This is a genomic window from Longimonas halophila (assembly GCF_002554705.1).
GTDB classification, from domain to species: domain Bacteria; phylum Bacteroidota; class Rhodothermia; order Rhodothermales; family Salinibacteraceae; genus Longimonas; species Longimonas halophila.
The window spans coordinates 410,604-436,987 of the sequence record NZ_PDEP01000001.1 but is presented as its reverse complement, the minus strand read 5'-3'; the positions used below and the strand labels follow the sequence as shown (position 1 = coordinate 436,987).

Annotated in this window: 22 protein-coding genes and 1 tRNA gene; 11 read left to right on the top strand and 12 right to left on the bottom strand. The window is 59.9% G+C overall.

The features are described 5' to 3' along the window. Positions 1 to 395: 395 nt before the first annotated feature. The 6 genes from CRI93_RS01725 to fbp all read right to left on the bottom strand — a co-directional run bounded on the left by CRI93_RS01725 (position 396) and on the right by fbp (position 7,122). On the bottom strand, positions 396 to 1,412 hold the full coding sequence (locus CRI93_RS01725; RefSeq protein WP_141491519.1) for a hypothetical protein: 1,017 nt from the start codon (positions 1,410 to 1,412) through the stop codon (positions 396 to 398). Positions 1,413 to 1,465: 53 nt separating this feature from the next. Then, positions 1,466 to 1,699, bottom strand: coding sequence for a hypothetical protein (locus tag CRI93_RS15020; protein WP_141491518.1), 234 nt, complete (start codon positions 1,697 to 1,699; stop codon positions 1,466 to 1,468). Positions 1,700 to 1,926: 227 nt separating this feature from the next. Beyond that, entirely contained in the window at positions 1,927 to 2,322 is a 396-nt protein-coding gene (locus CRI93_RS01720; RefSeq protein ID WP_098060869.1) for a hypothetical protein, read from the bottom strand. Between the two features lie 344 nt (positions 2,323 to 2,666). Then, positions 2,667 to 4,784, bottom strand: coding sequence for a glycogen debranching protein GlgX (glgX, locus tag CRI93_RS01715; RefSeq protein WP_342752062.1), 2,118 nt, complete (start codon positions 4,782 to 4,784; stop codon positions 2,667 to 2,669). 471 nt (positions 4,785 to 5,255) lie between these two features. Beyond that, positions 5,256 to 6,002 carry a hypothetical protein gene (locus CRI93_RS01710; protein ID WP_098060867.1) on the bottom strand — a complete coding sequence of 249 codons (747 nt, stop codon included), beginning with the start codon at positions 6,000 to 6,002 and terminating at the stop codon, positions 5,256 to 5,258. Positions 6,003 to 6,057: 55 nt separating this feature from the next. Then, positions 6,058 to 7,122: a class 1 fructose-bisphosphatase gene (gene fbp / locus CRI93_RS01705; protein ID WP_098060866.1), complete on the bottom strand. Its 1,065-nt coding sequence runs from the start codon at positions 7,120 to 7,122 to the stop codon at positions 6,058 to 6,060. Positions 7,123 to 7,388: 266 nt separating this feature from the next. Here fbp and CRI93_RS01695 point away from each other — a divergent pair, with 266 nt between their 5' ends. The 3 genes from CRI93_RS01695 (at position 7,389) to CRI93_RS01685 (ending at position 9,960) form a co-directional block, all read left to right on the top strand. Continuing rightward, on the top strand, positions 7,389 to 7,934 hold the full coding sequence (locus CRI93_RS01695) for a gamma carbonic anhydrase family protein (protein WP_098060864.1): 546 nt from the start codon (positions 7,389 to 7,391) through the stop codon (positions 7,932 to 7,934). Positions 7,935 to 8,024: 90 nt separating this feature from the next. After that, positions 8,025 to 8,945 (top strand): diacylglycerol/lipid kinase family protein, encoded by a 921-nt coding sequence (locus CRI93_RS01690; RefSeq protein WP_176521615.1) that lies wholly within the window; start codon positions 8,025 to 8,027, stop codon positions 8,943 to 8,945. Between the two features lie 136 nt (positions 8,946 to 9,081). Beyond that, positions 9,082 to 9,960 carry an alpha/beta hydrolase gene (locus tag CRI93_RS01685; RefSeq protein ID WP_245850254.1) on the top strand — a complete coding sequence of 293 codons (879 nt, stop codon included), beginning with the start codon at positions 9,082 to 9,084 and terminating at the stop codon, positions 9,958 to 9,960. A gap of 3 nt (positions 9,961 to 9,963) precedes the next feature. Here CRI93_RS01685 and CRI93_RS01680 read toward each other — a convergent pair whose 3' ends face one another. The 5 genes from CRI93_RS01680 to CRI93_RS01660 form a co-directional block, all read right to left on the bottom strand. After that, the gene (locus tag CRI93_RS01680) at positions 9,964 to 10,467 is read right to left on the bottom strand and encodes a Uma2 family endonuclease (protein WP_176521614.1); all 504 of its coding nucleotides are present in this window, start codon (positions 10,465 to 10,467) and stop codon (positions 9,964 to 9,966) included. A gap of 225 nt (positions 10,468 to 10,692) precedes the next feature. Then, the gene (locus tag CRI93_RS01675) at positions 10,693 to 11,913 is read right to left on the bottom strand and encodes an NAD(P)/FAD-dependent oxidoreductase (RefSeq protein WP_098060860.1); all 1,221 of its coding nucleotides are present in this window, start codon (positions 11,911 to 11,913) and stop codon (positions 10,693 to 10,695) included. 40 nt (positions 11,914 to 11,953) lie between these two features. Beyond that, positions 11,954 to 12,667 (bottom strand): helical membrane plugin domain-containing protein, encoded by a 714-nt coding sequence (locus tag CRI93_RS01670; protein WP_098060859.1) that lies wholly within the window; start codon positions 12,665 to 12,667, stop codon positions 11,954 to 11,956. Positions 12,668 to 12,787: 120 nt separating this feature from the next. Then, entirely contained in the window at positions 12,788 to 13,411 is a 624-nt protein-coding gene (locus tag CRI93_RS01665; protein WP_098060858.1) for a Tll0287-like domain-containing protein, read from the bottom strand. A 237-nt stretch (positions 13,412 to 13,648) separates the two neighbouring features. After that, positions 13,649 to 14,329 carry an HAD family hydrolase gene (locus CRI93_RS01660; protein ID WP_098060857.1) on the bottom strand — a complete coding sequence of 227 codons (681 nt, stop codon included), beginning with the start codon at positions 14,327 to 14,329 and terminating at the stop codon, positions 13,649 to 13,651. A gap of 378 nt (positions 14,330 to 14,707) precedes the next feature. On the opposite strand from CRI93_RS01660, the gene CRI93_RS01655 reads away from it, so the two are divergent. The 7 genes from CRI93_RS01655 (at position 14,708) to CRI93_RS01625 (ending at position 23,943) form a co-directional block, all read left to right on the top strand. Continuing rightward, positions 14,708 to 17,035: a DNA gyrase/topoisomerase IV subunit A gene (locus tag CRI93_RS01655; protein ID WP_098060856.1), complete on the top strand. Its 2,328-nt coding sequence runs from the start codon at positions 14,708 to 14,710 to the stop codon at positions 17,033 to 17,035. Positions 17,036 to 17,572: 537 nt separating this feature from the next. After that, positions 17,573 to 19,510: a DNA gyrase/topoisomerase IV subunit B gene (locus CRI93_RS01650; protein ID WP_098060855.1), complete on the top strand. Its 1,938-nt coding sequence runs from the start codon at positions 17,573 to 17,575 to the stop codon at positions 19,508 to 19,510. Between the two features lie 101 nt (positions 19,511 to 19,611). Next, a tRNA-Lys gene (locus CRI93_RS01645) sits at positions 19,612 to 19,684 on the top strand. 996 nt (positions 19,685 to 20,680) lie between these two features. Next, positions 20,681 to 22,426, top strand: coding sequence for an L-aspartate oxidase (locus tag CRI93_RS01640; protein WP_098060854.1), 1,746 nt, complete (start codon positions 20,681 to 20,683; stop codon positions 22,424 to 22,426). A gap of 212 nt (positions 22,427 to 22,638) precedes the next feature. Further along, positions 22,639 to 23,052: a DUF4864 domain-containing protein gene (locus CRI93_RS01635; protein ID WP_098060853.1), complete on the top strand. Its 414-nt coding sequence runs from the start codon at positions 22,639 to 22,641 to the stop codon at positions 23,050 to 23,052. 43 nt (positions 23,053 to 23,095) lie between these two features. Continuing rightward, positions 23,096 to 23,557, top strand: a complete 462-nt coding sequence (locus CRI93_RS01630; protein WP_217992485.1) for a putative molybdenum carrier protein — start codon at positions 23,096 to 23,098, stop codon at positions 23,555 to 23,557. Between the two features lie 80 nt (positions 23,558 to 23,637). Next, positions 23,638 to 23,943 carry a GNAT family N-acetyltransferase gene (locus CRI93_RS01625; protein ID WP_098060851.1) on the top strand — a complete coding sequence of 102 codons (306 nt, stop codon included), beginning with the start codon at positions 23,638 to 23,640 and terminating at the stop codon, positions 23,941 to 23,943. A 9-nt stretch (positions 23,944 to 23,952) separates the two neighbouring features. Here CRI93_RS01625 and meaB read toward each other — a convergent pair whose 3' ends face one another. Further along, a complete protein-coding gene (meaB, locus tag CRI93_RS01620) occupies positions 23,953 to 25,038 on the bottom strand; it encodes a methylmalonyl Co-A mutase-associated GTPase MeaB (RefSeq protein WP_098060850.1) in 1,086 nt (361 codons plus the stop codon). A gap of 283 nt (positions 25,039 to 25,321) precedes the next feature. On the opposite strand from meaB, the gene CRI93_RS01615 reads away from it, so the two are divergent. Further along, positions 25,322 to 26,320 carry a glycosyltransferase family 8 protein gene (locus CRI93_RS01615; protein WP_176521613.1) on the top strand — a complete coding sequence of 333 codons (999 nt, stop codon included), beginning with the start codon at positions 25,322 to 25,324 and terminating at the stop codon, positions 26,318 to 26,320. The last annotated feature ends 64 nt before the right edge of the window (positions 26,321 to 26,384 follow it).

Sequence of the window (26,384 nt, the reverse complement as noted above, 5' to 3'; positions counted from 1 at the left end):
TCCAACCTAACGTGTACATCGAAGTCTCGCACCTGGTATCAGGCGCTAAGTAATTTCATGCACACGGGATTTTTCCACCGAGCCGTCCGCTACCGTCATGCTGAACGCAGTCAGTGAAGCAGCTCAGGTCACGCGGTCAGAGGGCCTACCTCATAGACGCGCGATGGGCGCTCCAGCGGGAGGCGTGATTCCGAGCGTGCAAGGTCAGCGTTGAGATCCTTCCCTCCGACAGTCGTCGGAGGTCAGGATGACCTGCCGATGAGGGCTCTTCAGTATCAGGGGATTCCCAAGCTGCATGGCGAAGACCGTATGCTGAAGGCAGCAGTCCCTTAACAATACAACCACTAACCCGGTTTAAACCGTGTGGATATGTGGAGGCGAGAATAGCTGATACGTTATTCCCGTTCAGGCAGATATCGGTACACGGTGTAGTTTTCTTCGCTGTATAGGAATAGGTCGCTGGAATTGCTGACTACTTGCTTTCCCTTGGCAGGCAAGGCGATCGAGTTCAAAATTTCGTTGGCGGTCCAGTCATAGATGTAAAGATTATCCAGCGAGTAAGAGCCGTTGCGTCCGCCCTCTCCTTCCAACAGTTTTGCCAAACGTGTAGGCTCGTTGGGAACGCCTGCAGTATTATGGAGCAGCAGATCTACTTCCCCAGGAGGGACAACTGCCCGCATTCCGCTCTCGCTCTGCGCACTGGATGCGTTCGAGCGCACATCGCTCACATCTTCGTAGGTAATCGTCTGGTTATGCGCGTTGGAATCGAGAGTGTATACCACATGCATGGGCATGTACTGCGCGCTAAACACCGCGTGCTCATCAGAGGTCGTGATGTGCCCCGCTTGCAGAAACGGATTGGGCCCGAAGACGTCATCTATATCCAGTTCGTCTCCGCCGAGCGCAATCTCACGGCCTCCATCGGTGGGCAATCGTACCATGAGCTTATCAGGCGCATTGAGCGTTAGGGCTACCAGGTCATGGCCCGCTGCTTTTATCCGTGCAGGTATTTCTGCAAGTTGCACTGTTTCAACCCCTTCAAACTGGGCTGCATTTAGACGGAGCACACGCGGGTCGTTGGGACGCGTAATAAAAATACGGTTGTCTGGGCTTATAGCCAGACTGAACATCTGCTCGGCTTCTCCAGGCCCTTCTCCTCTCGGAATGCTGATTTGATGGGCTAAGCTATCCGCATTGAGATCATACACAAACACCTGATTTTCATACATTTCGATCCAGGCAAGATACCGGTCATTGGCATCGAAACTTGCATAAAGACCATATTCGCTCAGTTCAAGATTTGGAAGCGGCTCCCAGGTACCCTCGGAATGCACCTCGCTGGCCTGCTGCTCAGTACCACAGGCGGCGAGCAGCAGGCCAACCACAATTATCAATATTTTTCGACTCAACATGCGCGTCTTTTATCGTTTTGCCTCAGTTTAATACAACCCCTCATCACGCACTACTAAGGAGTCACCGTAACTGGCTGACCGAGATAAAAGACGATCTTATTTTCATAAACTTCAGCCAAGCACCAGTCTTCTGCGTCTGGGCAATCTGGTGATGACATTCGCACGTCTGATGATTGAACTGCTGCACAGCTCGTTGAAACCATTGTTTCCCCGGCTTCATGGCCACTAATACTTGCAACAGTCACGAATAAAAGAAGACCGAATAATACACTCGCCACACGAATCATAGCGGTTATGCACTTTGAGAGGATTATAATGAAGTGCGTACGAAGATGACTGATCATCACGCACTCGCATTTACCCCCCCAATCTAATTTTCAAGTCGGAATTGCAACTTATTCGTAACGAAGCACGGGAAGTAGCCCTTTTCTTCAACAGCAAAACGCTCGACCCTCCACATAGTGTGGCAGTCGAGCGTTTTCGTTCAGCACAGCCGACATGGTAGCGGGGCGTGCTATTCTTCTTCCTCTTCGCCATTGCCTTCGCGGCGGCGCATATAGTCTTCGATGCTGCCCACCACGATGCGCGTCTCTTCGTCGACTTCGACATCCTTCACGTCGCCCGCCCGGATGAGCTTCTTGATCTTCTTCCGGTCGATCTGTTTCAGGATGTGGCGCGCTTCCGTACGACTTACCACGTCTTCGCGGTAGTCTTCAGCAAACGACCGCAGGAAATCCAGCGAGTCGTCGGTCAGCGTGATCATGCGCACCTCCTCGTTTTCGTCCGAAAGGGCCCAGTCTAACTCTGCATCAATCAGGTGGCGGTCAATCCACCGCACGATGGTCTGCTTCGAGAGCTGTACATCGTCGGAGAGTTCATCCAGCGGGATGGTCTGCACGTTCTGCGTCATGGAGCACGTAATCCGTAGGAGCGTAAAGTATAAGCTATAAGCAGCCGCATCCTATGAGGAACCGTGTAATTTGTTCCGTTATTTCCTGTGGAGAAAACGGGAGCCGTATGCATCCCAATAGCAAAATGGGGTAGAGCAGGCAGGGCATGTCTATCATACCTCTGGAACGACTTTACCTGTACTGAAAGCCTTCCCTGGGGCGAACAGTCCCCCACTCGCTCCTACCGGAGACGTCCGCGCCGGGGCACTCCCAGTCTCCGGCTACAGGCCCATTCCTTTCGTCACTTAGCATTAGACCGTTACTCGTGTGCCCATTCGGGCTTCATGCGCCTTCATTACGCTGATCAAGACTTCGGTTCCAGCTCGGCTTTCAGAGCGGTAAGGGTATGTCCAGGCAAGCGCAGAATGCCGCCAGGGGCGTACTTGGTCTGCGCAGTAGCCAGCCCTTCGCGCAGCTCTGACACCACCGTCCACCGCACACAGGTCTGCTGCAGAGCGTCCTTTTCGGGCAGATGCACCACCTGCTGATCCTCGCCCTGGTTCATAACGATGAAGAACGTGTCATCCCGGATGGCCTTGCCGCGGCTGTCTTTTTGCACCAGCGTGCCGTGTAAGATAAACCCGAAGGTGGTAAGGTGGTTGTGATCCCAGTCTTCGCTCTCCATCTCGCGCCCGTCAGGATGCCACCAGATGGCATCGCTCACGTTTTCGTCTTCCGGCCCGCTTAGGAAGTGGCGCCGCCGGAAGCTCGGGTGTGCTTTACGAAAGTCGGTGAGTCCCTTTACAAACTCCAAGAACTTCTCCTTGCGGGGCGTCAGGTTCCAATCGTACCATGTGGTTTCGTTGTCCTGGCAGTATGGGTTGTTGTTGCCCCCACGCGTGTGCGAGAGTTCATCGCCTCCCAAAATCATGGGCACGCCTTGCGAGAGCAACATGGTGCTCATAAGGCTGCGCTTACGGCGCTCGCGGCACGCCAGCACCACCGGATCTTCGGAGGGCCCCTCTACGCCGCAGTTCGTACTCAGGTTGTGGTCGTGGCCGTCCTGGTTGTTTTCGAGGTTGGCTTCGTTGTGCTTGTGTTCGTAGCTTACGAGGTCTTCGAGCGTGAAACCATCATGCGCAGTCAAGAAATTGATGGAGGCAAAGGGGCGTCGGCCTGAGCGTTCGTAAAGATCGCTCGATCCGGCCATACGGGTAGCAATTTCGCCATTCAGTCCGTGGTCGCCGCGCCAGTAGCTGCGCACCGAATCGCGGTAGCGTCCGTTCCACTCGGCCCACTGCCACGGAAAACCACCCACCTGGTAGCCACCCGGCCCCACGTCCCATGGTTCGGCAATGAGTTTCACCTGACTGATAACCGGATCCTGCTGAATAATTTTGAAGAAAGGCGCCAGCATGTCAATGTCGTACAGCTCACGGGCCAGCGTTGAGGCCAGGTCGAACCGGAACCCGTCAACATGCATTTCCTCGACCCAGTAGCGCAGGCTGTCCATAATCAGCTGCAGCACGTAGGGGTCGCCCGGATCGAGCGTGTTGCCGGTACCCGTGTAGTCGATGTAATAGCGCGCATCGTCGGGGTTCACCTTGTAGTACGTGCGGTTATCGATCCCGCGGAGCGACAGCGTGGGTCCAAGTTCGCTGCCTTCGCAGGAGTGGTTATACACCACGTCAATAATGACTTCGAGGCCCGCCGCATGCAGCGCACGTACCATCATCTTGAAGTCGCGCACCGCCGAAACAGACCCATTGCTTGCATACGATGGCTCTGGTGCAAAATAGCCTAACGTGTTGTATCCCCAGTAATTTGTGAGGCCCTTTTCAACGAGGAAGTGGTCGTTCAACTTGGCATGTACAGGTAGCAGTTGCACCGTTGTTACGCCAAGGCTCTTGAAGTGGTCGATCATCGGCTCGGACGCCAGCCCCAGATAGGTGCCACGCAGCGCAGGAGGCACATCGGGGTGCCGCTTGGTAGCGCCCTTCACATGCGTCTCGTAAATGATCGTCTCCTCCCACGGAATGCCGGGCGACTGGTCGCGCTGCCATGCAAAGGTCTCCTCGACCACCGCGCCAAGCGGCGCATAGGGGGCGCTGTCGGTTTCGGAGAACGAAAGATCGCCGTGGTCGCTATCCACATCGTATCCGTAGAGGCTGTCGTCCCATTGCAAGGGACGTCCAATGGCTTTGGCGTAGGGGTCGAGCAGCACTTTGTTTGGGTTGAAGCGATGTCCATCCGCTGGGTTGTACGGGCCGTACACGCGGTAGCCATAGAGCTGACCCGGACGCAGGTTCACGATGTAGCCGTGCCACATCGGACCGGTTTGCTCGGGCAACTCGAACACATGACTGGGGGCGCCATCCGACGCGTTCTCGAACAGCAGCAGTTCTACTTTTTCGGCATGGGCGCTGTGCAGCGCAAAGTTAACGCCGATGCCATCCCAGGTGGCGCCGCGTGGATAGGGCATGCCCGCGCGAATGCGCAGCCCATCTTGCACACGCTCTTTCTCGCCAGGCTCAGGATGTGAACTCGTCTGTTGGTACATACGTCCTGCTCGTAATCCGTAAAACATCAATTCCGGGTGCAAGGCTCTAAGGCCGTGCCCCAACTATCTTGCAATCCATATGCCACAGGCTCTAATCATGACGCAACTGTGGACCTTTGGTGTATGGAGCGATACGGCATAGCGCAAACACAACATGCGCGTTGACGCACGAATGAGATACGCAGCTTCGACACTCCTATTTAGCGTTTTTGGCTCACGCTCTTACCTCCTTTGACGGATGCGCGTGAGCACATACGTTCATTATGATAGACATGCCTCTCCACTGCGTGTACTATTTTCCGAAGAAATCGGAAGGCTCTGCATCCACAATGAAATGCAGGTAGCTGGGCAAGTGGCTATACATCGCATGTGAGTCGGAAGCAGTGGGTTTGCTTACCGACTGGTCAGATAGAAGCGGTAAAGCGGCCAAACGCGCTGTACGGCATCGAGTGCTTCAGCAACAAGCTCTGCTCCCCATTCCAGCACCTGCTCACGTGGCATGAAGCGGCGCAGCCAAATTCCATCGGCCTTGAGGACGGCCTCGGGGAGGGTGTCGAGCGGATCGGTGTGCGTGGTGGGCGTTCCGCTTCCCGAACGATAGTAGAACCGCCACCCGTCGCGCTGCAAGCAAGCGTTGACGTGCTCCACGTACGTATCGGGGGCCTGCTCAATGCGCTGCTGCGCCTGGTGGAGCAGGTCGGTAGCGTGTGCTCCCACAAAAATGCCGACCTGAAAGCCGTCGGGGTCGATGCGATGGGAGATCTGCACATCATTCAGGCGCTTCGTGTGCGGACGGTAGAACGCCATCCACAGGTTATCGTGACAGCCGCCTGCCCCGAAGTCGTTCTTGAGGAGACGGCTGAACACGTACCGCTCGGTTTCGAAGTCGAGGCGGCTGGGCAGCACCCAGTTCACCACCAGGTCGTCACGGTAGCGCTTAAACGGATCCTTTAGGATCTCGTGTAGATGCGGCTTCTCGTTGTTGTACTGGTCGATGTGCGGGGTTTCGCGGAGCCGCCCAAGCATCTCAAACACGTCAGACGTCCACCCGCTAAATGTGCAGTCGGGCGGGTCAGTGATGGTGAGTGCTTCGGCGGGCACCGTTTCCGGCGCCCGCGTGGGCAAGTCGGCAATATCCATACGGCCTCAAACAAGCACCGAGGGGGGAGCGATCACACGTACCGGGGTACGCCTGCTACGATGTTCGCTGCTGCGGCGCGTTGCCTTGGAGGAAAGCGTGCGCACGGTCAACCATGTCGGGGCTGCCGATAAAGAGCGGCGTGCGCTGATGCAGAGACTCCGGCTCAAGCTCCATGATACGCGTCTTCCCGTTAGTTGCTTTGCCGCCCGCCTGCTCGATCAAGAACGCCATCGGGTTCGCCTCATACATCAGGCGCAGTTTGCCGTCGGGGTTGCCCTGCGTGGACGGGTACATGTAGATGCCCCCCATGAGCATGTTGCGGTGGAAATCGGATACGAACGACCCAATGTACCGTGTTTTTGCTGGACGATTGGGGTCGTTTTCGTCGTATTCTTGCAGCCAGTTGAGGTAGTCGCGCAGCCCTTGATCGAAAGCGTGATAGTTGCCGCTGTTGATGGAACAGATGCTCCCACGATCGGGCGTCTGGAGGTTGCGATGCGACAGCAGAAACTCGCCAATCGACGGATCGAGCGTGAACCCGTTTACGCCGTGCCCCGTCGTGTACACAAGCATCGTCGAGGAGCCATACACGATGTATCCCGCCGCTACCTGATCGGTGCCGGGCTGTAGCGCGTCGTCGAGCGTAGCTTCTTCCGGCGGCACGTCGTCGGGGATGCGGTAGATGCTGAAGATGGTACCCACCGACACGTTCACATCGATGTTCGAGGAGCCGTCGAGCGGATCCATCAGCACAATGTAGTGGCCGTCCGACTCGCTACTGGCATCAATCGGGATCGCCTCCGCATGCTCTTCCGAACCAATCAGGCAGCACTCCCCGCCACGGCGCAGCGCCAGCACAAACTCCTTGTGAGCCAGCGCATCCATCTTCTTCTGCACCTCGCCCTGCACGTTCGTTATGCCCGTCTGCCCATAAATGTCAAGCAGTCCCGCACGACGCATGTCACGATTCACAATCTTGGCTGCCACGCTCATATCGCGCAGAAGCCGCGAAAACGAACCACTGGAGTGTTCATACTCACTTTGCGTCTCCAGAATAAATTGCTCAAGCGTCTTAAAATCGCCCAGGTCGGCGTGTTCAGCAATCGAGGAATCACTCATAATGTCTGACGAACCAAGTCACGAAAACGAAAGGAAACGAAGCCTGCGCGACACCCTTCGGTAAGCGCCGGGTTCCTAATGTGCACATCAGCGGGCTCGATTGCAACGTCTTTCTGCAAAAAATGGAAGCGCTTCGCCACGTTTCTGTCTCCGCTTGCCCGCCAACCGGCGTCGTATAGGGCCTTGCGGACCGTCATCGGTTGCCTTCGCCCACCCCCTTTCGTATCCTACGAATGCTCTGCTGCCTCTGCCAACCCCTTGCCCACATGATTCGTCCCTTCTTAGGTAAAGCGCCCCAGTACGACGCCTCCAACTACATTGCCGACACCGCCGTGGTCATTGGCGATGTTACGCTTGGCCCCAAATCCAGCATCTGGCACCACTGCACCCTGCGCGGCGATGTGAACTTTATTCAGATCGGCACCGCCTCCAACATCCAGGATAACTCCGTCGTGCACGTTACCCACGGGACCGCCCCCACTACCATTGGCGATTACGTGACGGTGGGCCATGGCGCCATTATCCATGGCTGCACCATCCAAGATACGGTGCTTATTGGCATGGGCGCCACGGTCATGGATCACGCCGACATCGGATCGCACAGCATTGTAGGCGCCGGTACGCTTGTCACGAAAGGCACTACGGTGCCGCCCCGCTCGCTCGTGCTCGGGCAGCCCGCCACCGTGGTGCGCGAGCTGACCGACGACGAAGTCGCCACCATCCGTCCCTACGCCGATAACTACGTGCGCTACAGCGCCATCCACGACGGACGCGACACGCCCGAAGCAAACCCGTTCTATGAAGCGGATTAAGAGGGAAAGAGAAAGCCTCTGCCTCCGCAACACTCTTCCGTTTCGATGCGGCCCCATGGCTGCGTCTCCGTTCCCCGGCCTCTACCGCTAATGCCTGCTGCTCCCCCGCTCATTCTGGCCAACGCAAACGCCGGCGGCGGCACCGCCCTCGCCGACCTGCGTGCCGCTACCGAAGCGCTGGCAGACCGTGCCCTGCTGCGCATCACCCACAGTCCCCACGAAGCCAAGGCCGCCCTCCGCACCCACTGGGCCGATGGCACGCGCCGCTTCGTAGCCGCCGGGGGCGACGGCACGCTGCATCTCCTCGTCAATACGCTCCACAACATGGGCGTGCTTCCGCAGGTCGACGCGGTCGGACTTGCGCCGGTGGGCACGGGCAACGACCTCGCCCGCAGCCTTGCCCTACCTGAGTCGCTCCCCGAGGCCCTGCGTCTTGCCTGCACCGCGCCCCCGTGCCCTATGGACGTCCTCGCTATTCAGAATCGCGGGGTCACCGAGCGGCTTGCGCTCAACGTGTGCGTGGGCGGCTTTGGCGGGTACATCGACAAGGCGTTGTCGCGCGGCCCTAAATCGCTGCTTGGCCCGCTGGCCTACGTGATGGGCGCAGCGCAGGTGCTGCCCAAGCTGCGCCGCTACGACCTCACCCTCACGCTCGATGGCACTACCGTGTCGCGCCCCGATGTCTTGAATGTCGTCGTAGCCAACGCCGCCACCGCTGCGGGCGGGATGGAGGTAGCTCCCGGCGCCGACCCGTTCGACGGACAGCTCAACGTGGTGACCGTGCGGGCCGGTTCGCCCTCGCAAATCACAAGCGTCGTGCAGCAGGTCCTTACCGGATGCTACACCAACCACCCGCTGGTCACGGCCTACACTGCGCAATCCATTCAGGTTGAAACCGACCCGCCGCTCGTGTGCAACGCCGACGGCGAGCTGCTCTCGTATGCCCCCGACACCTTCGTAGTAAAGCCCGGCCTGGTGCCCATGGTCGCCCTTCCTTCTACCACGACGTGAGTACGTCGGGGCCACGAGTAGAGCAACCCACGCGCGTGATGAGGAGTAGGCCAAGGCGTAGCAGAGTCGTTCCAAACCCGCTTTTCAGTGTGGGGTACAGATACATCCACGCGCATCCCCCAAACACCCTGCAATGATGGCCCGTCCTGTTACAGCATCTCATCTCACTCCACTTCTGCTTTTTCTACTGGTTCTGGCCGGATGCACAGGCTGCGGCTCCATTCCGATTGCCGAAGAAGACGTGTTCATGCCCAAGCCGTCCATTACCCCGGCCACGTTCAGCATGGACGGTGTGACGCTTGATGAGCGTACGATTGTCTCCACCACTGCGGAGCCCGACTCGGTGGTCCTCGATGCCTGGTGGCTCCGCCCCGACAACACCGACGCCACCGTGCTCTTCTTTGGCGGACAGGGCTTCTACCTTGTGCAGTCGAGCGGCTATGTGAAGACGTTTGCGGAGCTACCGACCCGCGCTCTGATGTGGGACTATCGCGGCTACGGCAAAAGCGAGGGCGCGCCCACGGTTGCGCATCTCAAGCAAGATGCCCTGACGGTGTACGAGTACGTGACAGGCGAGCTTGGGGTCGATGCCGAACGCCTGGTCGTGCACGGGCACTCGCTGGGCACCTTCATGGCCACGTATCTGGCCAACGAACGCCCCGTGGGCGGCGTGGTGCTGGAGAATCCGGCCACGAATGTTGAGGCGTGGGAAAAGGCGCTTCTGCCGTGGTACCTGCGCCTGTTTGTGGGCTTTGACTTTGCTGATTCGCTGCGCCAGGAAGACAACCGGGCGCGTATTGCAAGCATTGAGGTGCCGTTGCTTATTGTGGGCGGCTCCGACGACGGCATCACCCCGTCCGAGATGGCCGAGACGCTTTACGATGACGCACGCACCTCCAGCAAAGAGCTTGTTATCGTAGAAGGCGGCGGGCACAATGAACTGTATGCCTCCGATGCCATGCGCACCGCTTACCGGTCGCTGCTTGCCGACGTGCAAAACAGCGTGCACGAGTAGCAGCTATGCGACCGCAAACACGTCGGCCAGGTCGATGGTGATCTCAAGATTGGGGTCCGTCACCGATCCGTCGGCGTAGGTGGTGTGCTGCATATCGCCATGATATATCGTAATCGTGCGCAGCTGCGGCTGCACCAGCCAGCACGACTGCACGCCCTCGCCCAGCAGAAACCGAATCTTGTCAATCAGGGGCTGCACGCCCTGCGTGGGCGAGGCAATTTCGACCGTGAGCAGCGGCGGCTCGGTCATGCGCACTTCGTCAAACGTGTAGTCCATAGCACGCTCTTCGTACACCGATATGTCTGGTGTAAAGTAGCGCTCAGAAAGCTCGACTGTCAGTTCACTAAATACGGTGTATGGAGGCTCAAACTTGTGAAGCGCGACGATTAGTTTCTTTTGGGTAATACTGTGCAGTTTGCTGGGCATAGGCTTTCCCCGCTCCTGCTCGTACTCGGAGACAGGCGGCGTTTGGGTCGTGCTTTGTTGGGATACGCTTGGCGTGTCCATAGCATCAGAAGCTGCAAGGGTGCAGGATGTAGACATCTTGTTATATGAACGACGGGTGCAGAAGTGCCTGCCCAATGGCATCCCAAGAGCCTAAATCAGCTTTATGGGACGCCCCATACACGCAAGCAGCCCGTAGCCAACGTCACGAGCTGCTTGCATGAAGTCGATATGTGAGTTACCGTGCCCGAACGTCAAAGCGTATGGGCTTCAGTCGCTGCCACTTCGCTACGCGCGTCCGCGCAGCATGCCGTGCCAGTACATCTGCGGCAGGCCGTACGCCTTGAGTGCGTACATGCTATACCGCTCCTGGCTGGTATCGAACGAGAAGCTGGGGTCGGGTTCGTTGTTGTAGTCGAACTCGGCCAGCACGAGCTTCCCGTATCCGGTAACGAGGGGACACGACGCGTAGCCGTTGTACTCTTTTGGGGCGGTGATTTCGCCGTCGTGCATCAGCTGGAGCAGATTCTCTACCACGGTGGGGGCTTGCTTCCGCACTGCCGCGCCCGTCTTGGCGTTGGGCGTACTTCCGGCATCCCCCAGACTAAAGACGTTCTCGTAGGTGGTGTGCTGAAGCGTGTACTTATCCACATCGACCCAGCCATCCTCGTTGGAGAGCGGGCTCTCTTTGATGAAGTCGGGCGCACTCTGCGGCGGCGTGACGTGCAGCATGTCGTATGGCACTACGCGCTCAGAGGGCGCGCTGTCGCCGCCCGTCGCTCGGAAGACCGCTTCGTTGGACGCCGAACGCACTTCCACGAGTTCGCTGTGCAGGTTCACGTCGATGCCGTAGCGGTCAACCACTTTTCGAAGTGTGCGCGCAAATTTCTCGACGCCAAAGATGACGGTCCCCGGCGTGTAGAACTGTACCGACACGTCGTCGAGAATGCCCTCGCGACGCAGATGGTCGGCAGTCAGGTACATGATCTTCTGCGGGGCCCCGCCACACTTAATGGGCGTGGCAGGCTGTGTAAAGACCGCATTGTCGCCCGGTTTCAACTGCTGCATCACGTCCCACGTGTCTTCGCAGTACTCGTAGGCATAGTTGCTCACCACGCCCGAGTTGGGATCATCAATAGATTCAGCAAGCCCAGGCACCGCGTCCCAGTCAAGCTGCAAACCCGGAGCCACGACCAGGTAGTTGTATGCGACCGTGTCGCCGCCTTTGGTGGTGACGGTATTTGCTTCGGGATCGAACGAGGCCGCAGCATCCTGCAGCCATGTGGCGCCTTCGGGAATGTAATCGGCCATCGGGCGCTCGGAGATCTCCTTGTCGAAGACGCCTGCGCCCACCAGCGTCCAAATGGGCTGGTAGTAGTGCGTGTCTGAGGGTTCAATGATGGCAATGGATTCGGGAGCGCGGTCGGACTGCTGGAGCTGAGCAGCAACGGTGATACCGGCGGTGCCGCCGCCTACAATGACGACGTCGTATTGGCTGGACGTACTCATAATTCAGAGAGGTTAGGTTGGAAAGAGTAAGCGTGTGGCGTTACGATTGCAGTTTGCGGCCAAAATGCTTGCCGAAGCTGGTCAGGAAGCCCAGGGCGCGGCGCGTATCGGGATCGCGAAGTGCCTTGAACAGGCCCCACAGCCCCACTTGCGGCGGCTCATCACCGCACTCACGGCGGCAGTCGGCCAGCGCATCCCCCGCTTTGCCGACCACTGATACGGCCTGCGGATCCAAAATACCGGAGTCTTTGAGCGCGGTAAACTCGTCGGAGCCGACAAAGGCGCTCAGTTCACTGAGGGCTTCTGCGGTGCGGCGTAGCACCAGTTCAGGATCGTGCCCCGAGGCCTCGGCAGCGCGATAGGCATCGTCGAACATATCGACGAGCATGTTGGCTGCCTGAGGCGCCTGGTCCGCCAAGTCAATCAGGCGGTCCACGTCGTCCATCCGGTTCATGAGCCGCGTGAGGGTCTCGACCGTCTTCGGTGCAGTAAGGCGCTCGGTGAGCTGCAGCGCCAGATGCATCCGCTCGTCCAGATCCACACCGTGGGCCTCGGCCGTGCGGTAGCCGTCATCGACCATGTCGGTGACCATATTCGCGGCTTGCGGCGCCTGATCGACGGCGGTAGCAAGCCCGTCGACAGCGTCTTCGATCGCGTCGAGGCGGTCCAGGATGCGGTGCAGCGCTTTTGTGGTTTGGGGATCGTTGAGGCGCTCCTCAAGCGAGGCCGCGCCATTGGCGGAAGGCGTACTCATAACAGGATTGGGTTGCGTGCAACAAGTGGCGAAAAAGCGCTTTCAGTCGAATCCGGCTTGGAAAGGTGTGTCGGGATTCGCGGGGCCGGACTGAGTAGGCCATGCCTGTCTGGAACCATCTCAGTGCTGGGCCGCGGTCAGGAGGCTGTCGGGGACGAACACCGCATAGAGCCCACGCAAATCGCCGGTTTCGAACCCGTAGGCTCGGTCATTCGGATAGCCCGATTTCACAAAGGCGGGCCGGTCGCCCTTCGGGCCGTGGCAGGCCAGGCATGTCTCTTCTACCGTGATGCGCTGAAAGAAGCGCTGCCCCGACGTGCCGTTAAGCACCGTGTCCTCATGCCACACGCGCTGCAAGTCCGGATTTTCAGCAAAGCGCTCGTGCACCGTGCGCGCCTCATCGTCGAGCGTGTGGGCCGGATTGCGGTTACGCTCGGCCAACTGCTGCACGACCCAGCCGTTTTCTTGCGCAAGCGCCTGCGCCCGCCGTCCCACCGGTTGGCAGACCCGCGCAAACGTGGACTGATCGACCGCGTCGGGATCATCTATCTGCCGGGCAAGCGACGAACGGAGCACATCGAGTCCCTCAACGCTGGTCTCGACACGCGCCTGAGCGGCAACCACCGATGCGTTGTAGGCTGCCTCCTCAGCATCGGATGTGTCTTGCACACAAGCTGTCAGCATGAGGCTTCCCCCAAGCAGTGCCAACAGCGCAATCTGGCGTATGGCCCCCTGTCGTCTCATAGCGTGTCTTCGTGTCCGCGTATGTATGTGCTGCGGGGCTCGTGCTGAAGGTTCAGCACTGCACGTCACAGCTTGTAATTACATCTTGTTGTAACTACAAGTGACAAAGATGTTTCGCAGGAGAGTGGAGAACTGTACGGTGGAGCACCGTAACGCCCCGACTCCGAAGTGATGGTCTACAGATACGGTGTATTGTGCTACGAAATCGTCAGCGCAGGCCCCGTGCAGAGCGCCAGGCTACAACTCCACCACGCGTTGAACAAATGCCTCTGTATCTTGCAGTGTATCGAAAAGCACGTTGGGGCGGTGCGGCTCCAGCATGGAGCGCTCGTACGAACCCGTGCACACGCCCACCGAAAACGCCCCAATGCCGCGTCCGCACTGAATGTCGTGGGGCGTATCGCCAATGATCACGACATCGCTCCCCACAAAGGTGCGACCGGTGTGCTGCTGTGCCCGCCGTACGGCGACCGGCGGCAGGTTGTGGCGATTGCCGTCGTCAGAGCCAAACGCCCCAAACGCGAAGTGCCGATCCAGCCCCACCGCATCCAGCTTCCAGAACGCCGTTGCGCGCACATTTCCGGTAAGCAGCGCCAACGTCACGTCAGTACGCTCGGCAAGCTTGTCTAATAACGGCGGTATGCCCGGAATGAGCGTCACATCGCCCGGATTGCCCTGCTGAAGCACCACCTCCTGGTACGCATTCAACGCACGCTTCACGTTGGCCGTGCTGGGCGCAATGCCGTTGGACTCCAGGATGTCACGCATAATGCCAGGATCGGTACGCCCCGAAAACGAAATCTCGTCCGTCGCAATGGGCCGGTCAAATACGTCGGCAAGGGCATGCTCAATGGCCACGCGCCCCGATCCGTTGGCGTGGAGCAGCGTACCGTCGATGTCGAAAAGCAGCAATTTCATGGCGCAAGTGTGCGGATAGGGGCAATATGTGTGCGGGCAATGTACAAACCGGCGCCTCGAAAACGTACGAATTGCCCTCTCGTTAAGGCATCGTAACAGCCCGTTTGTAATAGACAGAGGAAAGCATCACGACTTGCCCTCCTGCTTATCTCATCTCAACTCCGCCATCCACCGCGTTGCACAACATGGCGGTCTTGGTCGTTACGTCTTGCTTTCACGTCTCCATTCGTTCGCAAAACGCTGTGCAGATGCTCTCCCGGCTCTGCAACCACACTTCATGCCGCTACGTGTGGCACGGCTGCAACCGCCTGTGCTGCGGCTCGTTGACGAAAACACGCGTTCACCCGCATCTGTTATAGCCGTTATTTAGCATCCTCTATGCCGGAGACTGAGTCCATCTCACTGCACAAAACCGCCCGCAAGCGGTATCTCAACTACGCGTTGTCTGTTATTACCAGCCGTGCGCTGCCCGACATCCGCGACGGGCTGAAGCCGGTGCAGCGGCGCATCTTGTACGCCATGTTCACCAACTTGAACCTCTACCCCGACGGGCGCCACCGCAAGAGCGCCACCATTGTGGGGGAGACGATGGGGAAGTACCACCCGCACGGCGACACTGCCATCTACGACGCGATGGTGCGCATGGCGCAAGATTTCTCGTTGCGCGCCCCACTGGTCGACGGCCACGGCAACTTCGGCTCGCTCGACGGCGACAATCCCGCCGCCATGCGCTACACCGAGGCCAAGCTGCGTCCGCTCGCGATGGAGCTGCTCACCGAACTACGGCAGGACACGGTGGAGTACCGCGACACGTTCGACGGCACGCTCCAGGAGCCGGTGGTGCTTCCGGCCAAGGTGCCCAACATGCTCGTGAACGGGGCGAGTGGCATTGCCGTGGGCATGGCCACGAACATCCCGCCGCACAACCTGGGCGAGGTCGTGGATGCCTGCTTGCATCTGATTGACGACCCCGACGCCTCGGCCGAGGCGCTCTGGCAGCACGTGCCCGCCCCAGACTTCCCGACCGGCGGGGCTATCCTGAACACCAAAGAGGAGCTGCGCGAGATTTATGCCACCGGCAAGGGCACGATCGAGATGCGGGGCGGCTACCGCATGAAGGGGAAAACCCGCGCCATCATCGAGTCGGTGCCGTACGGGGTCGACAAAAGCAAGATTGTGGAGTCTATTGCCGACCATATCGCCGATGAGAACGTGCCGCAGCTCTCGAACGTGCGCGACGAGTCGACCGACGACGTACGCATTGTGCTGGAGCTGAAGCGCGGCTCCGATGCCGAGGCGGCCATGGCGTATCTGTTCAAGCACACGCAGCTGCAGCACCGCTTCCACGTCAACATGACGTGCCTGGTGCCCACCGAGCGCGCCGACGTGGGTACGCCTGAGCGCGTGAACCTGCGCACCATTGTGCAGCACTTCTTGCAGTTTCGGCTGGGCGTCGTAACGCGGCGGCTTCGCCACGAATTGCAGAAGCTGGAGACGCGCATCCACCTGCTCGAAGGCTTCGAAACCATCTTCGATGCGCTCGACGAAACCATTGCCATGATCCGCGCCTCCACCAACAAAAAGGATGCGCAGGATCGTCTCATGGACCGGTTTGGACTCGACACCACCCAGGCCGATGCGGTGCTCGATACGAAGCTCTACCGCCTTTCCCAAATGGAGATCGAAGCCATTGAGGAGGAGTTGGAGGCCAAGCGCACCCGCGCTGCCGAAATTCGTGCGCTGCTTGACGACAAATCCGCGCGGTGGGACATGGTGCGCGAGGAGCTGGTGCAGGTGAAGTCCGACTACGCCGACGACCGCCGCAGTGAGATTCGCGGGCCCGATGCCGCCATCGAATACACCGAAGCAGACTACATCATCGAGAGCGATGCCTACGTCATCGTCACGCGCGACGGCTGGGTGAAGCGCCAGGGCTCCTACACCGACCTCGACTCGATTCGCGTGCGCGACGGCGACGAGGTCGGCTGGGTGCTCGAAGGCTCCACCCGCGCCACGGTGGGCTTCTTCACGAACTACGGCACCTGCTACACCGTGCGCATCAACGACATTCCGAGCACCACCGGCTACGGCGATCCGGTGCAGAAGCTGTTTTCGTTCGACGACGGCGAGCGCGTAGTGGGCGTGGTGAGCTTCGACGACCGTGCCTTACCGCCAGGGCGTCCCGAAGAGCCCGACCAGCAGCAGCTTTTCGACGAGAACGGCGTGGCCGAGGACGAAGAGCCGCATCCGCCCTACGTTGTTGCACTCACCAAAACAGGCCAGACCACGCGCTTCACGGTCGAAGGCTTCATGGAGCCGTCTACTCGATCTGGACGCATGTTTATGCGGCTGGAGGGCAACGACGAGGTGGTGCGGGCGCTGCTGGCGCAAGGTCATGAACACGTCTGTGCGGCCTCGCACGGCGGGCGCGTACTGATCTTCCCGGTCGAGCAGGTGTCGGTCTACAAAGGTCCGGCCAAAGGCGTTATTGGCATGCGGATTCAGGACGACGACCGCCTCTTGGGCGCTACGCTGTCAGACATGGCACGCGAGGGCCTCACTGTGGTCACGAACAACGGACGCGAGGAGATTGTGCGCACGACCAAGTACGACATCACCAATCGCGGCGGCAAAGGCCATGTGGTCATTAAGCGCGGCTACTTTGCGGAGGTGCATTACGAACCCATTGAGGTGAAGGTGGGCTGAGACGTTGCGTGCTGTAACTGGACGGAGGACCGTCCGCGCAGAGCGCCAGCGGGGGACCATCTCCGGCTCGGTTGGCAGGTGCCTGGTGGGCTGGAAGGTGTGCTGGAGTAGAGGAGACCTTTCGACTCCGCTGCGCTTCGCTCAAGGCGACAGCCGTTGAGGGGGCGCCCCTTCTCCCATCGATGTCATGGTGAGCGGACGGCGACGCAGGAGCCGGGAGTCGAACCATCTCCCGCACCGTTGATGGAAGCCCACCAAACGAAGGCTGTGCCCAGCATGGAGGAGATCCTTCGACTGCGCATCTGCTGGGCGCAGATGCTGCGCTCAGGATGACAGCCTATGTATAATGTCATGGCGAGCGCGGTCGTGCATATCCCTTTGCACTGTGCCGGACGGGCGGGCGGGAGCCGAGAGCTCAACGTGCGCGATTCCAATCCCTCGTAACCGGGATGGAGCCTGTGAGATGCGCATCCGTATGTCGGGATGGCACGACGATTCGCATCCCCCTGTATTCTACCCCATACGAATAGACGGTTCATGCCAGACACAACAACCTATACCGGCAAAGACATTCAAGTGCTCGAAGGGCTGGAGCCGGTGCGCAAACGGCCCGGAATGTACATTGGCGGCACGGGCAAGCCGGGCCTGCACCATATGCTGTGGGAGGTGGTCGATAATGCTGTCGACGAGGCCACCAATGGCTATGCGTCGTACATCGATGTGGTGCTGCATGAGGATGGCCAGAGCATGACGGTGCGCGACAACGGGCGGGGGATTCCGATCGATGTGCATCCGGAGAAGGGCATCTCGACGCTGCAACTGATCCTGACCACGCTGCACTCCGGCGGCAAGTTTGACGGCAGCAACTACATCACCTCGGGCGGACTGCACGGCGTGGGGGCCTCGGTCGTGAATGCGCTCTCGGAGGAGATGATTGCCACCGTAAAGCGCGACGGCGGGTCGTACCGGCAGCAGTACCGGGCGGGCACGCCGCTGGGCGATGTGGTGCGGATTGAGGACGATCCGCATGGCACCGGCACCGAGATTTTCTTTCGTCCGGATGCGGAAATCTTCGAATCAACCACGTTTGACGCGGCCTGGATCAAGGAGACGCTGAAGGTGAAGACCTTCCTGAATCGGTCGCTCAAGATCGTGTTTAAGGACGAGGTGAACGACGAGCGCCACGTCTTTCAGCACGAGGGCGGCATTGTGGAGTATCTGGAGCACATCCTGGAGGACTTGCAGGTGGCGCCGATCCACGACGATGTCTTTTCGCTGGTCGACGACGACTTCGAGGGCGACGGTCGGCTGGAGGTAACCTTGCAGTGGACCGATGCGCCGAAGCCGAAGATTCTGTCGTACGTGAATGGCATCCCCACGCAGGACGGCGGCACGCACGAGCAAGGCTTGCGCCGCGCCGTGCGCACCACCTTGCGGGCGTACATGGATACGCACGACCTGGTGCCACACCGGCTCGACATTGCCAGCGACGACACCCGCGAGGGACTCGTGGCGATTGTGAACCTCTTTCATGTGGATCCGCAGTTTCAGGGCCAGACGAAGGACAAGCTCAACAACCCGGAGGTCCGCTCGCAAGTGAGCAGTTCGGTGCGCGTGGAGCTGGAGCAGTACCTGAACGATCATCCGACCACAGGCGAGGCCATTGCGACGCGCGTGATTCAGGCCGCGAAGGCCCGCAAAGCCAGTCGCAGTGCCGCCTCGCGCGCTCGGAAGAGCAGCAGCACATCGCGCCGTCTGAACCTGCCCGGCAAGCTGGCCGACTGCTCCTCGGACGTGCCCAGCGAGTGCGAGCTGTTTATCGTTGAGGGGGATTCGGCAGGCGGATCCGCCAAGCAGGCCCGCGACCGCGCCACGCAGGCGGTGCTTCCGCTGCGGGGAAAGGTCCTGAACGCCGAGCAGGCCTCGCTGAAGCGGGTGCAGAACAACAAAGAGCTGTCGAACATCGTGCAGGCGCTTGGGTGCGGACTGGGCGAAGGCTTCAACCTGAATCACCTGCGCTACTACAAGATTATCCTCTTGATGGATGCGGATTCGGATGGCCATCACATCTCAACGCTGCTCCTCACGTTCTTCTACCGCTACCTGACGCCGCTGATTGAGGGCGGCTACGTCTACATCGCCCAGCCGCCGCTCTACCGCATCGACGCGGGCAAAGACACCCACTGGGCCCTCGACGACGCCCAGCGCGATGCAATCATCGACGAGATCAAGAGCGACGGCCGCAATCTGAACGTCGACATTCAGCGCTTTAAGGGACTCGGCGAGATGATGCCGAAGACGCTCAACGCCACGACGCTGGACCGCGACAAGCGCCGCCTGCTGGAGGTTACCATTCCGGACACCGAGCGCCTGCACACCGAGCAGACCATCACCGACCTGATGGGCCGCGACACCTCCGCGCGCTTCAACTTCATCATGCAGCACGCCACCGAGGCGGATGAGCTGGATGTGTAGGGCGTGCCCTAAACCATGAAGCTCTTGAATAAAACACGCCCCGTGCGATAGAGAGGGGATCAAAATTAGGGTTTGCATGTGCATAGCGCTTGCAAAAACAGAGGCCCGTAGCTCAACTGGTAGAGCAACAGACTCTTAATCTGTGGGTTGGGGGTTCGAGACCCTCCGGGCCTACTATCACGAAGCAGAACGCCCCGAATCACCTGGCACCGGGTGGCGCGGGGCGTTTTGCGTTTGGGTCAATCTATAGGAGTTCATGCACTTGATCCGGTCCTCTGCTATTTCTTGTTCGGAATCGGGGCAGAGCCCCTGAACTGCTGTGTCACGAGGCAGAGCCTCGCGACGAGATCCTCTTGTGAACGCAGTATCTTCGTATGTCCTCATCTAACTCCGTCGATGAGAACGATGGGGAACTGTTGGCCCGTACAAAAATAGGCAACCCTGCTGCGAGCTACTGGGGTCGTCCGTTGCATCCGCGCCGCAGATACGTCAGAGCTGGGCTGGAGGGATGCACGCCAGCCCCGTGCGCAGCGTTTTTGTGTACTGCTCTTTCTGGCATCTCTCTTTCGGCCTTTCCGTTGTCCTTGCGGGACGGGCATCCCCCTTTGTCGCTACGCGACATATACTCCGCTTCGCTTCGTCAGTCGCTAACGCTCGTGTCCCCCCTTCGCGAAGGGGGAAACGCCCGAACGGCGTGAGGGAATGGGGGATGTTGGGATTGCGTATGTTGCCACAAGGCGATCAACAACGGAGGAAGGAAACCTGCACATGCCGCCACATAGGTACGGAATCCATCAGGCAGATCGTTTCATGTCGCGTGTCGTCAGGCGGATCGAAGCCATCGCGCCTGGTTACCCAGTAACGCGAGCCTAACATACGCCTCACACGCCACAAACGCCGATCTCGGGCTTATCCCAGGAAAGCCCACAACTATTCTGGCTCATTCCGAATCGTTACCCCCTATTTCATCTCGTGTGGCACCGTACAGCATCCAACGACCTCGGCACACCTGTTACGTTCCTCCAATTCCTGCCTAACGCCTCTACACAGCGAAAACTCTCCGCTTCGTGCGAGTTGTATAGCGTGCAGTACGGACTTGTATTGCCGCCTCACGCACACTACGTGCTACAGGCATTCTGCTGTATCCTCGCTTATCGTACATGCTCCCTTATGGCTACTTCCCCTCCCATAGAAACGGTCACAACCGATGTGCTCATCATTGGCGCCGGTGCGGCTGGACTTCGCACCAGCATTGAGCTGGCCGAGAAGGGCATCGACTGTCTGGTGCTGGGCAAGCGCGACCATGGCGATGCGCATACCATCTGGGCCGCGGGTGGCATCAACGCCTCGCTGGGCAGCCTCGATCCTGAAGACCGATGGGAAATCCACGCCGCCGACACCTTCAACGAAGGGCACCTCGTCAACGACGCCACCGCGGTGGAACTGCTCTGCCAGCGGGCGCCTGAGCGCATCCGCGAGTTGGATGCGTGGGGCATAGACTTCAACCGCACCGACGATGGCACAATCAATCAGCGCTACTTCGGTGCGCAGTCGTTTCGGCGCACCTGCTTTGTGGGCGACCGCACGGGCAAGGCGCTGATGGAGACCCTCGTGCAGAAGGCCATGACCTTGAACGTGCCTTATCGCCAGAATCTCTACATCACGGATCTGGTGGTGGACGATGGGCGCGCGACGGGCGCAGTCGGATTCGACATGGAAACCGGCCGTCCGGTAGCATTTGATGCGGATGCCGTGGTCATTGCTGCGGGCGGACACACCTCGCTCTTCCGCCGCAGTTCATCGCGTCCCGATGAGAACACGGGCGATGCGCAGGCGCTGGCCTTTCGGGCGGGCGTGTCGCTGCGCGACATGGAGTTCGTGCAGTTCCATCCCACCGGCAAGGTGCATCCGGAGGAAGAAGCGGGGCACCTCGTCACCGAGGCCGTTCGCGGCGAAGGCGGACGCCTCTATAATGCTGAGGGCGAGCGCTTTATGGAGCGCTACTCCCCGAATCAGATGGAGCTGGATGCGCGCGACGTGGTGGCCCGTGCCATTGAGCAGGAGGTCCGCGAGGGCCGTGGCACCGAGAACGACGCCGTCTTGCTCGACATCTCGCACCGCGACGACGCCTACATCCACGAGCGGCTGCCGCGCATGGTGGAAGAATTTGCCGAGCAGGGCGTCGACATCACCAAAGAGCCGATGGAGGTGGCCCCCACTGCCCACTACGCGATGGGAGGTATCGAAGTCAACTTTGAGACGGGTCAGACCGCGGTTGACGGGCTCTACGCGGTGGGCGAATGCACGACGGGCGTACACGGCGCCAATCGCCTGGGCGGCAACTCGCTTGTGGAGACGATCGTCTTTGGCCAGATTACGGGGCAGCACATCGCTGAAACGCTGTCTACACGCCCCCACACGCCACTTTCTGAGGCCCAGGTTCGCGAGTATGTGGCGGCGCAAGATCACCTTGCTGCCTCTGAAGGGACCCACACGCCTGAGGAGATCATGACGCACCTGCGCAATCTGATGTGGGATCATGCGGGCATCCTGCGGAACGAGGACAGCCTGCTCACAGGGCTGCATCAGCTCCAGCAGTTGCAGGAGGCCGCCCGCGACCTGGACGTGCAGGCCGACCGCACCACGCTGCGCTACGAGAACGCGCAGAACGTGCGGTCCATGCTGATCACGGCGGAGACCATTCTGCGCGGCGCGCTGGAACGCACCGAGTCGCGCGGTGCCCACGCCCGTACCGACTACCCGGACAAAGATCCGGCCTGGAAGCAGAACATTCGCTGCGTTCCTACCGGCAACGGCGGCATGGACGTCGCTATCCATGCAGTGGATGCGCCATCGGCTCCGGTTCAGCGGGCGATCGACGAAGAGCACGAGCTGGATTACCATCACCTGGAGTAGCTCCAGATGCCTATCTGCGGCGCTTTATCGCTGGCTTACAGCGCACTCGGGGCTGCGGAATCAAGACTCCATTCCCACACACCGCCCGCCCCATGACGCCTGCTCGCCGCCCAACACACATCGCAACCGTGACCGTAGCCGCCGCTGTCGCCTTGCTTCTGCTTGGCGGAAGCGGCGGCGCGTTTTTGCATGCAACTGCTCCCCCTGCACCTATGCCAACTTCCTCCGACTCGCTCCCTGCCCCGTCGCCCGATTGGTCGCCCGAAGACGTCGTGCGCCTTCAGGTGGATGCGCTGGGCGATAACGATGCCCCGCATGCTGATGCCGGGATTGAGGCGGCGTTCCGCTTTGCCTCGCCCGCTAACAAACGCGCTACGGGTCCGCTGGAGCGGTTTCGGCTGCTCTTTGAAACGGAGGCGTACGGTCCCATGCTCGACCACGACGGCGCTCGATACAGCGCGGTGCAGCAGACCGATACGCAGGCGCGCATGGGCGTGATGCTCTCTACTGAGTCTGGATCCGTAGGGTATGTGTTTCGGTTGTCGAAACAGACGCAGGCGCCGTATCAAGACTGCTGGATGACCGATGGCGTGCGGCGCGTGCCGGTGTCGTCGATTTCGGCATGAGCCTAACGGATTTGAACGGAAGGATACAGCAACCATGCCTCCAATGACACTCCAGCGCATCGTATCGGGCGGGCAGACGGGCGTCGACCGGGCCGCCTTGGATGCGGCGCTGGACGCTGGCGTGCCTGTAGGTGGGTGGTGCCCGAAGGGGCGGCGGGCCGAGGACGGACCCATTCCCGCGCGCTACCCGCTCACTGAAACGCCCACCGAACGCTATGCGCAGCGCACCGCCTGGAACGTGCGCGATAGCGACGGCACGCTCATCCTGCACCAGCAGCCGCTTGCAGGTGGCACCGCGCTCACCCAGCAAGAAGCGAAGGAGCGGGGATGTCCGTGCCGCGTTGTAACGCTGGATCCCTCCCACGCCACCAACGACGCCCTGCAGTGGATGCACACACACGGCATTGCGGTGCTGAATGTCGCCGGGCCGCGCGCCAGTGAGGAACCCGGCATCTACGCGGCCGCCTACGCCTTCGTTAAATCGATCTGCGAGCAGGCTGCATAGCTCAAAGAAGCGGGATCTGCACGCGGGCAGAAGCCGTGCCTATGCATCCCTCTATCTTCATCTTGACCAGCCCTTGCCCTATGTCTGCCCCTATCGATGCCTCCGCCCTCCAGATTGAGCACGACGAAGCCAACCAGCGCTTTGTGGCGGTGCTTGACGACGAAGGCCGCGAAGCGGTGGTTACATATCGGCGCCTCGATGGTCAGCTCGGACTCACGCACACGGGGGTGCCCCCGCAGTACCGCCGCCAGGGCATTGCGGGCGCTATGGTAAAGCATGTGCTGGAACACGCTCGCAATGAGAATATGACGGTGGTGCCGTACTGCTCGTACGTGGTGCACTACATCAACGAGCACCCGGAGTACAAGTCGTTGCTGAATAAGTAGATATCGAGGCTACGCCTTGTCCTCTGGCGACCGATATAGCTCCAGCAGGCGCTGCGCAGCGGTATAGGCGCTTCGCGTGCCCGAGGCCACATCATCCTCCAGATCTGGAAGGGCCTGCTGCACCCGGTCGTTTGCGTAGAAGTCTTGTTGGAGCGCGTGGTCGATCGTGGCCCGCAGCCAGTGGCGCGCTTGCCGGGCGCGGCGCTCCTCAAAGGCGCCCGTCTTGCGCAAATGGTCGATGCAGTCGCGCACGGCCTGCCACACATCAGCAATGCCATTGCTCTTGAGGGCCGAGCACGTGAGCACCGGCGGCGTCCACCCCGACGTGCGCTCTGGAAGCAACTGCAACGCCTGCCGCAGCGTCTGGCGTGTCTGCTGCACGACGGTATCCTCGTGCGCGTCGGCCTTGTTGATGACAATGGCGTCGGCCATCTCCATAATGCCGCGCTTGATGCCCTGCAGTTCGTCGCCCGTGTGCGCCAGCGCCAGCAGCAGAAAGCAGTCGACCATCGCGTGCACAGCGGTTTCGGACTGCCCCACGCCTACGGTTTCCACCAGAATGTGCGTAAACCCCGCGGCTTCGCACAGCAGAATGGTCTCGCGTGTGGTGCGGGCCACGCCGCCCAGCGAGCCGCCGGTGGGTGAGGGACGAATGAACGCATTCTCGTGCGTGGCCAGCTTCGGCATGCGCGTCTTGTCGCCCAAGATGCTGCCGCGACTGCGCTCACTACTCGGGTCCACCGTAAGCACGGCGACTTGCTTACCCGAATCTGCCAGGTGCAGCCCCAGCGCTTCGATGAAGGTGCTCTTGCCCACCCCTGGAATCCCTGTGATGCCAATGCGAATGCTGTTGGTACGGGCAGATGCGCAGGCATCCAACACAGTGCGTGCCTGCTTCTGGTCATCGGGACGCGTGCTCTCGATGAGCGTGATGGCGCGGCTGAGCATCACGCGGTTCCTGTTGCGCAGCCCGCGCAGGTAGTCTTCCGTTTCGAACTGCTGCGTGGACTGCACGTGGCGCTTTAGATTCGGGTTCATTGACGACGCGGCGCGCTCGGCGCGGTGCTCAGACAAGGCAGAGTCGGCGTCAGACATAGCAGGGTAGGGGGATTCGCAGGCGAAAGGTGCTCGGTAGAATGCGTACGTTGGGGCGGTAGGTCCGCTTTAAAACGCTGTTTTGCAGATGGGACTCATGAAGATGCCTGCACCAAATGTACATCCAACACGCAATAAAAAGAAGCGCCAGGAGCAGACCAATAGATTAACACACCGTTGTCAGATTCTAACCGACTGGCTGGGACTTTGCCGTATCATCTACCCCCAGGTTCCTCCCCTTCCGTCCCCCGCTACCCTGTCATGAATGCAACTACTCTACCTCATGATGAACACAACCACCGTTGCATTTGCTGCTGACGAACAAGTGGCCCCCGGGCTGTACGTAGCCCTCTATTCGGTGCTCTACCATGCATCGCCCGATCATGCGTACCAGATCTACGTGTTAGATGGCGGACTGCAGGTTGGCACCCGGCATCGGCTGCAGGCGCTCACCGAGATGCATCCGCTGGCCACCCTCTCTATCATAACGGCTGCCACGCACCGCCTGGACGCACTCAAAGCACCACGGCACGTAGGGCGTGCAGCGTATCTATTGTTGATCCTGCCAGAGGCCCTCTCCTCCTGTGAACGCATCTTGTATCTGGATGCAGATGTTCTGGTACTTGCCGACGTGCGCAACCTATTCCATGTGCCCTTGCACGGCGCCATTGCCGGAGCTGTACAGAACTTTTCGGCTCCCACCATGGCCGAGAGCCGCCGGTTTACGCAGTTGAGCGACGTTGTGACGCGCTCCCCCACAGCCCCCTACTTCAACTCCGGCATGATGGTGATCGACGTAGAGCGGTGGATAGAAGCCGACATCACCGCTCGCGCCATCGACCTGCTGACCGACCATTTCGAAGAGCTAACTGTCGATGATCAGGATGCCCTCAATGGCGTAATGGGAGACGCGTGTACGGTGCTTGATCCAGTCTGGAATGCTCAACTCCACTGCGCAATCGAGTCTACCAAAACCGTATGTTACGATACTCTCAAAGGCAATTCTCGTCCACAGAATATCTTTCACGACGCTCAGATCCTGCACTTTAATCATACCCCCAAACCGTGGCATGTCGGATACGCCGGTCCGTATCGGCGGCGGTACTTGCGGTATCTGCAGATGAGTGGCTGGTACACACCCGCCCAGTATCGCCGCTATCTTACCTCAAACTGGCTCACCTACCTGTACACCAAGCCGCTGCACGACGCACGACGGTGCAGGGCTGCCTTGGGCCGTATATCTCGTCCTATTCGGAAGCGGTTGCAGTCCACAATATCATAGCGTACGTCATGGTTCAAACGGTCGCCTTCAGAGCCGTTAACCAGCAGGTGCAGATATCTCCAGC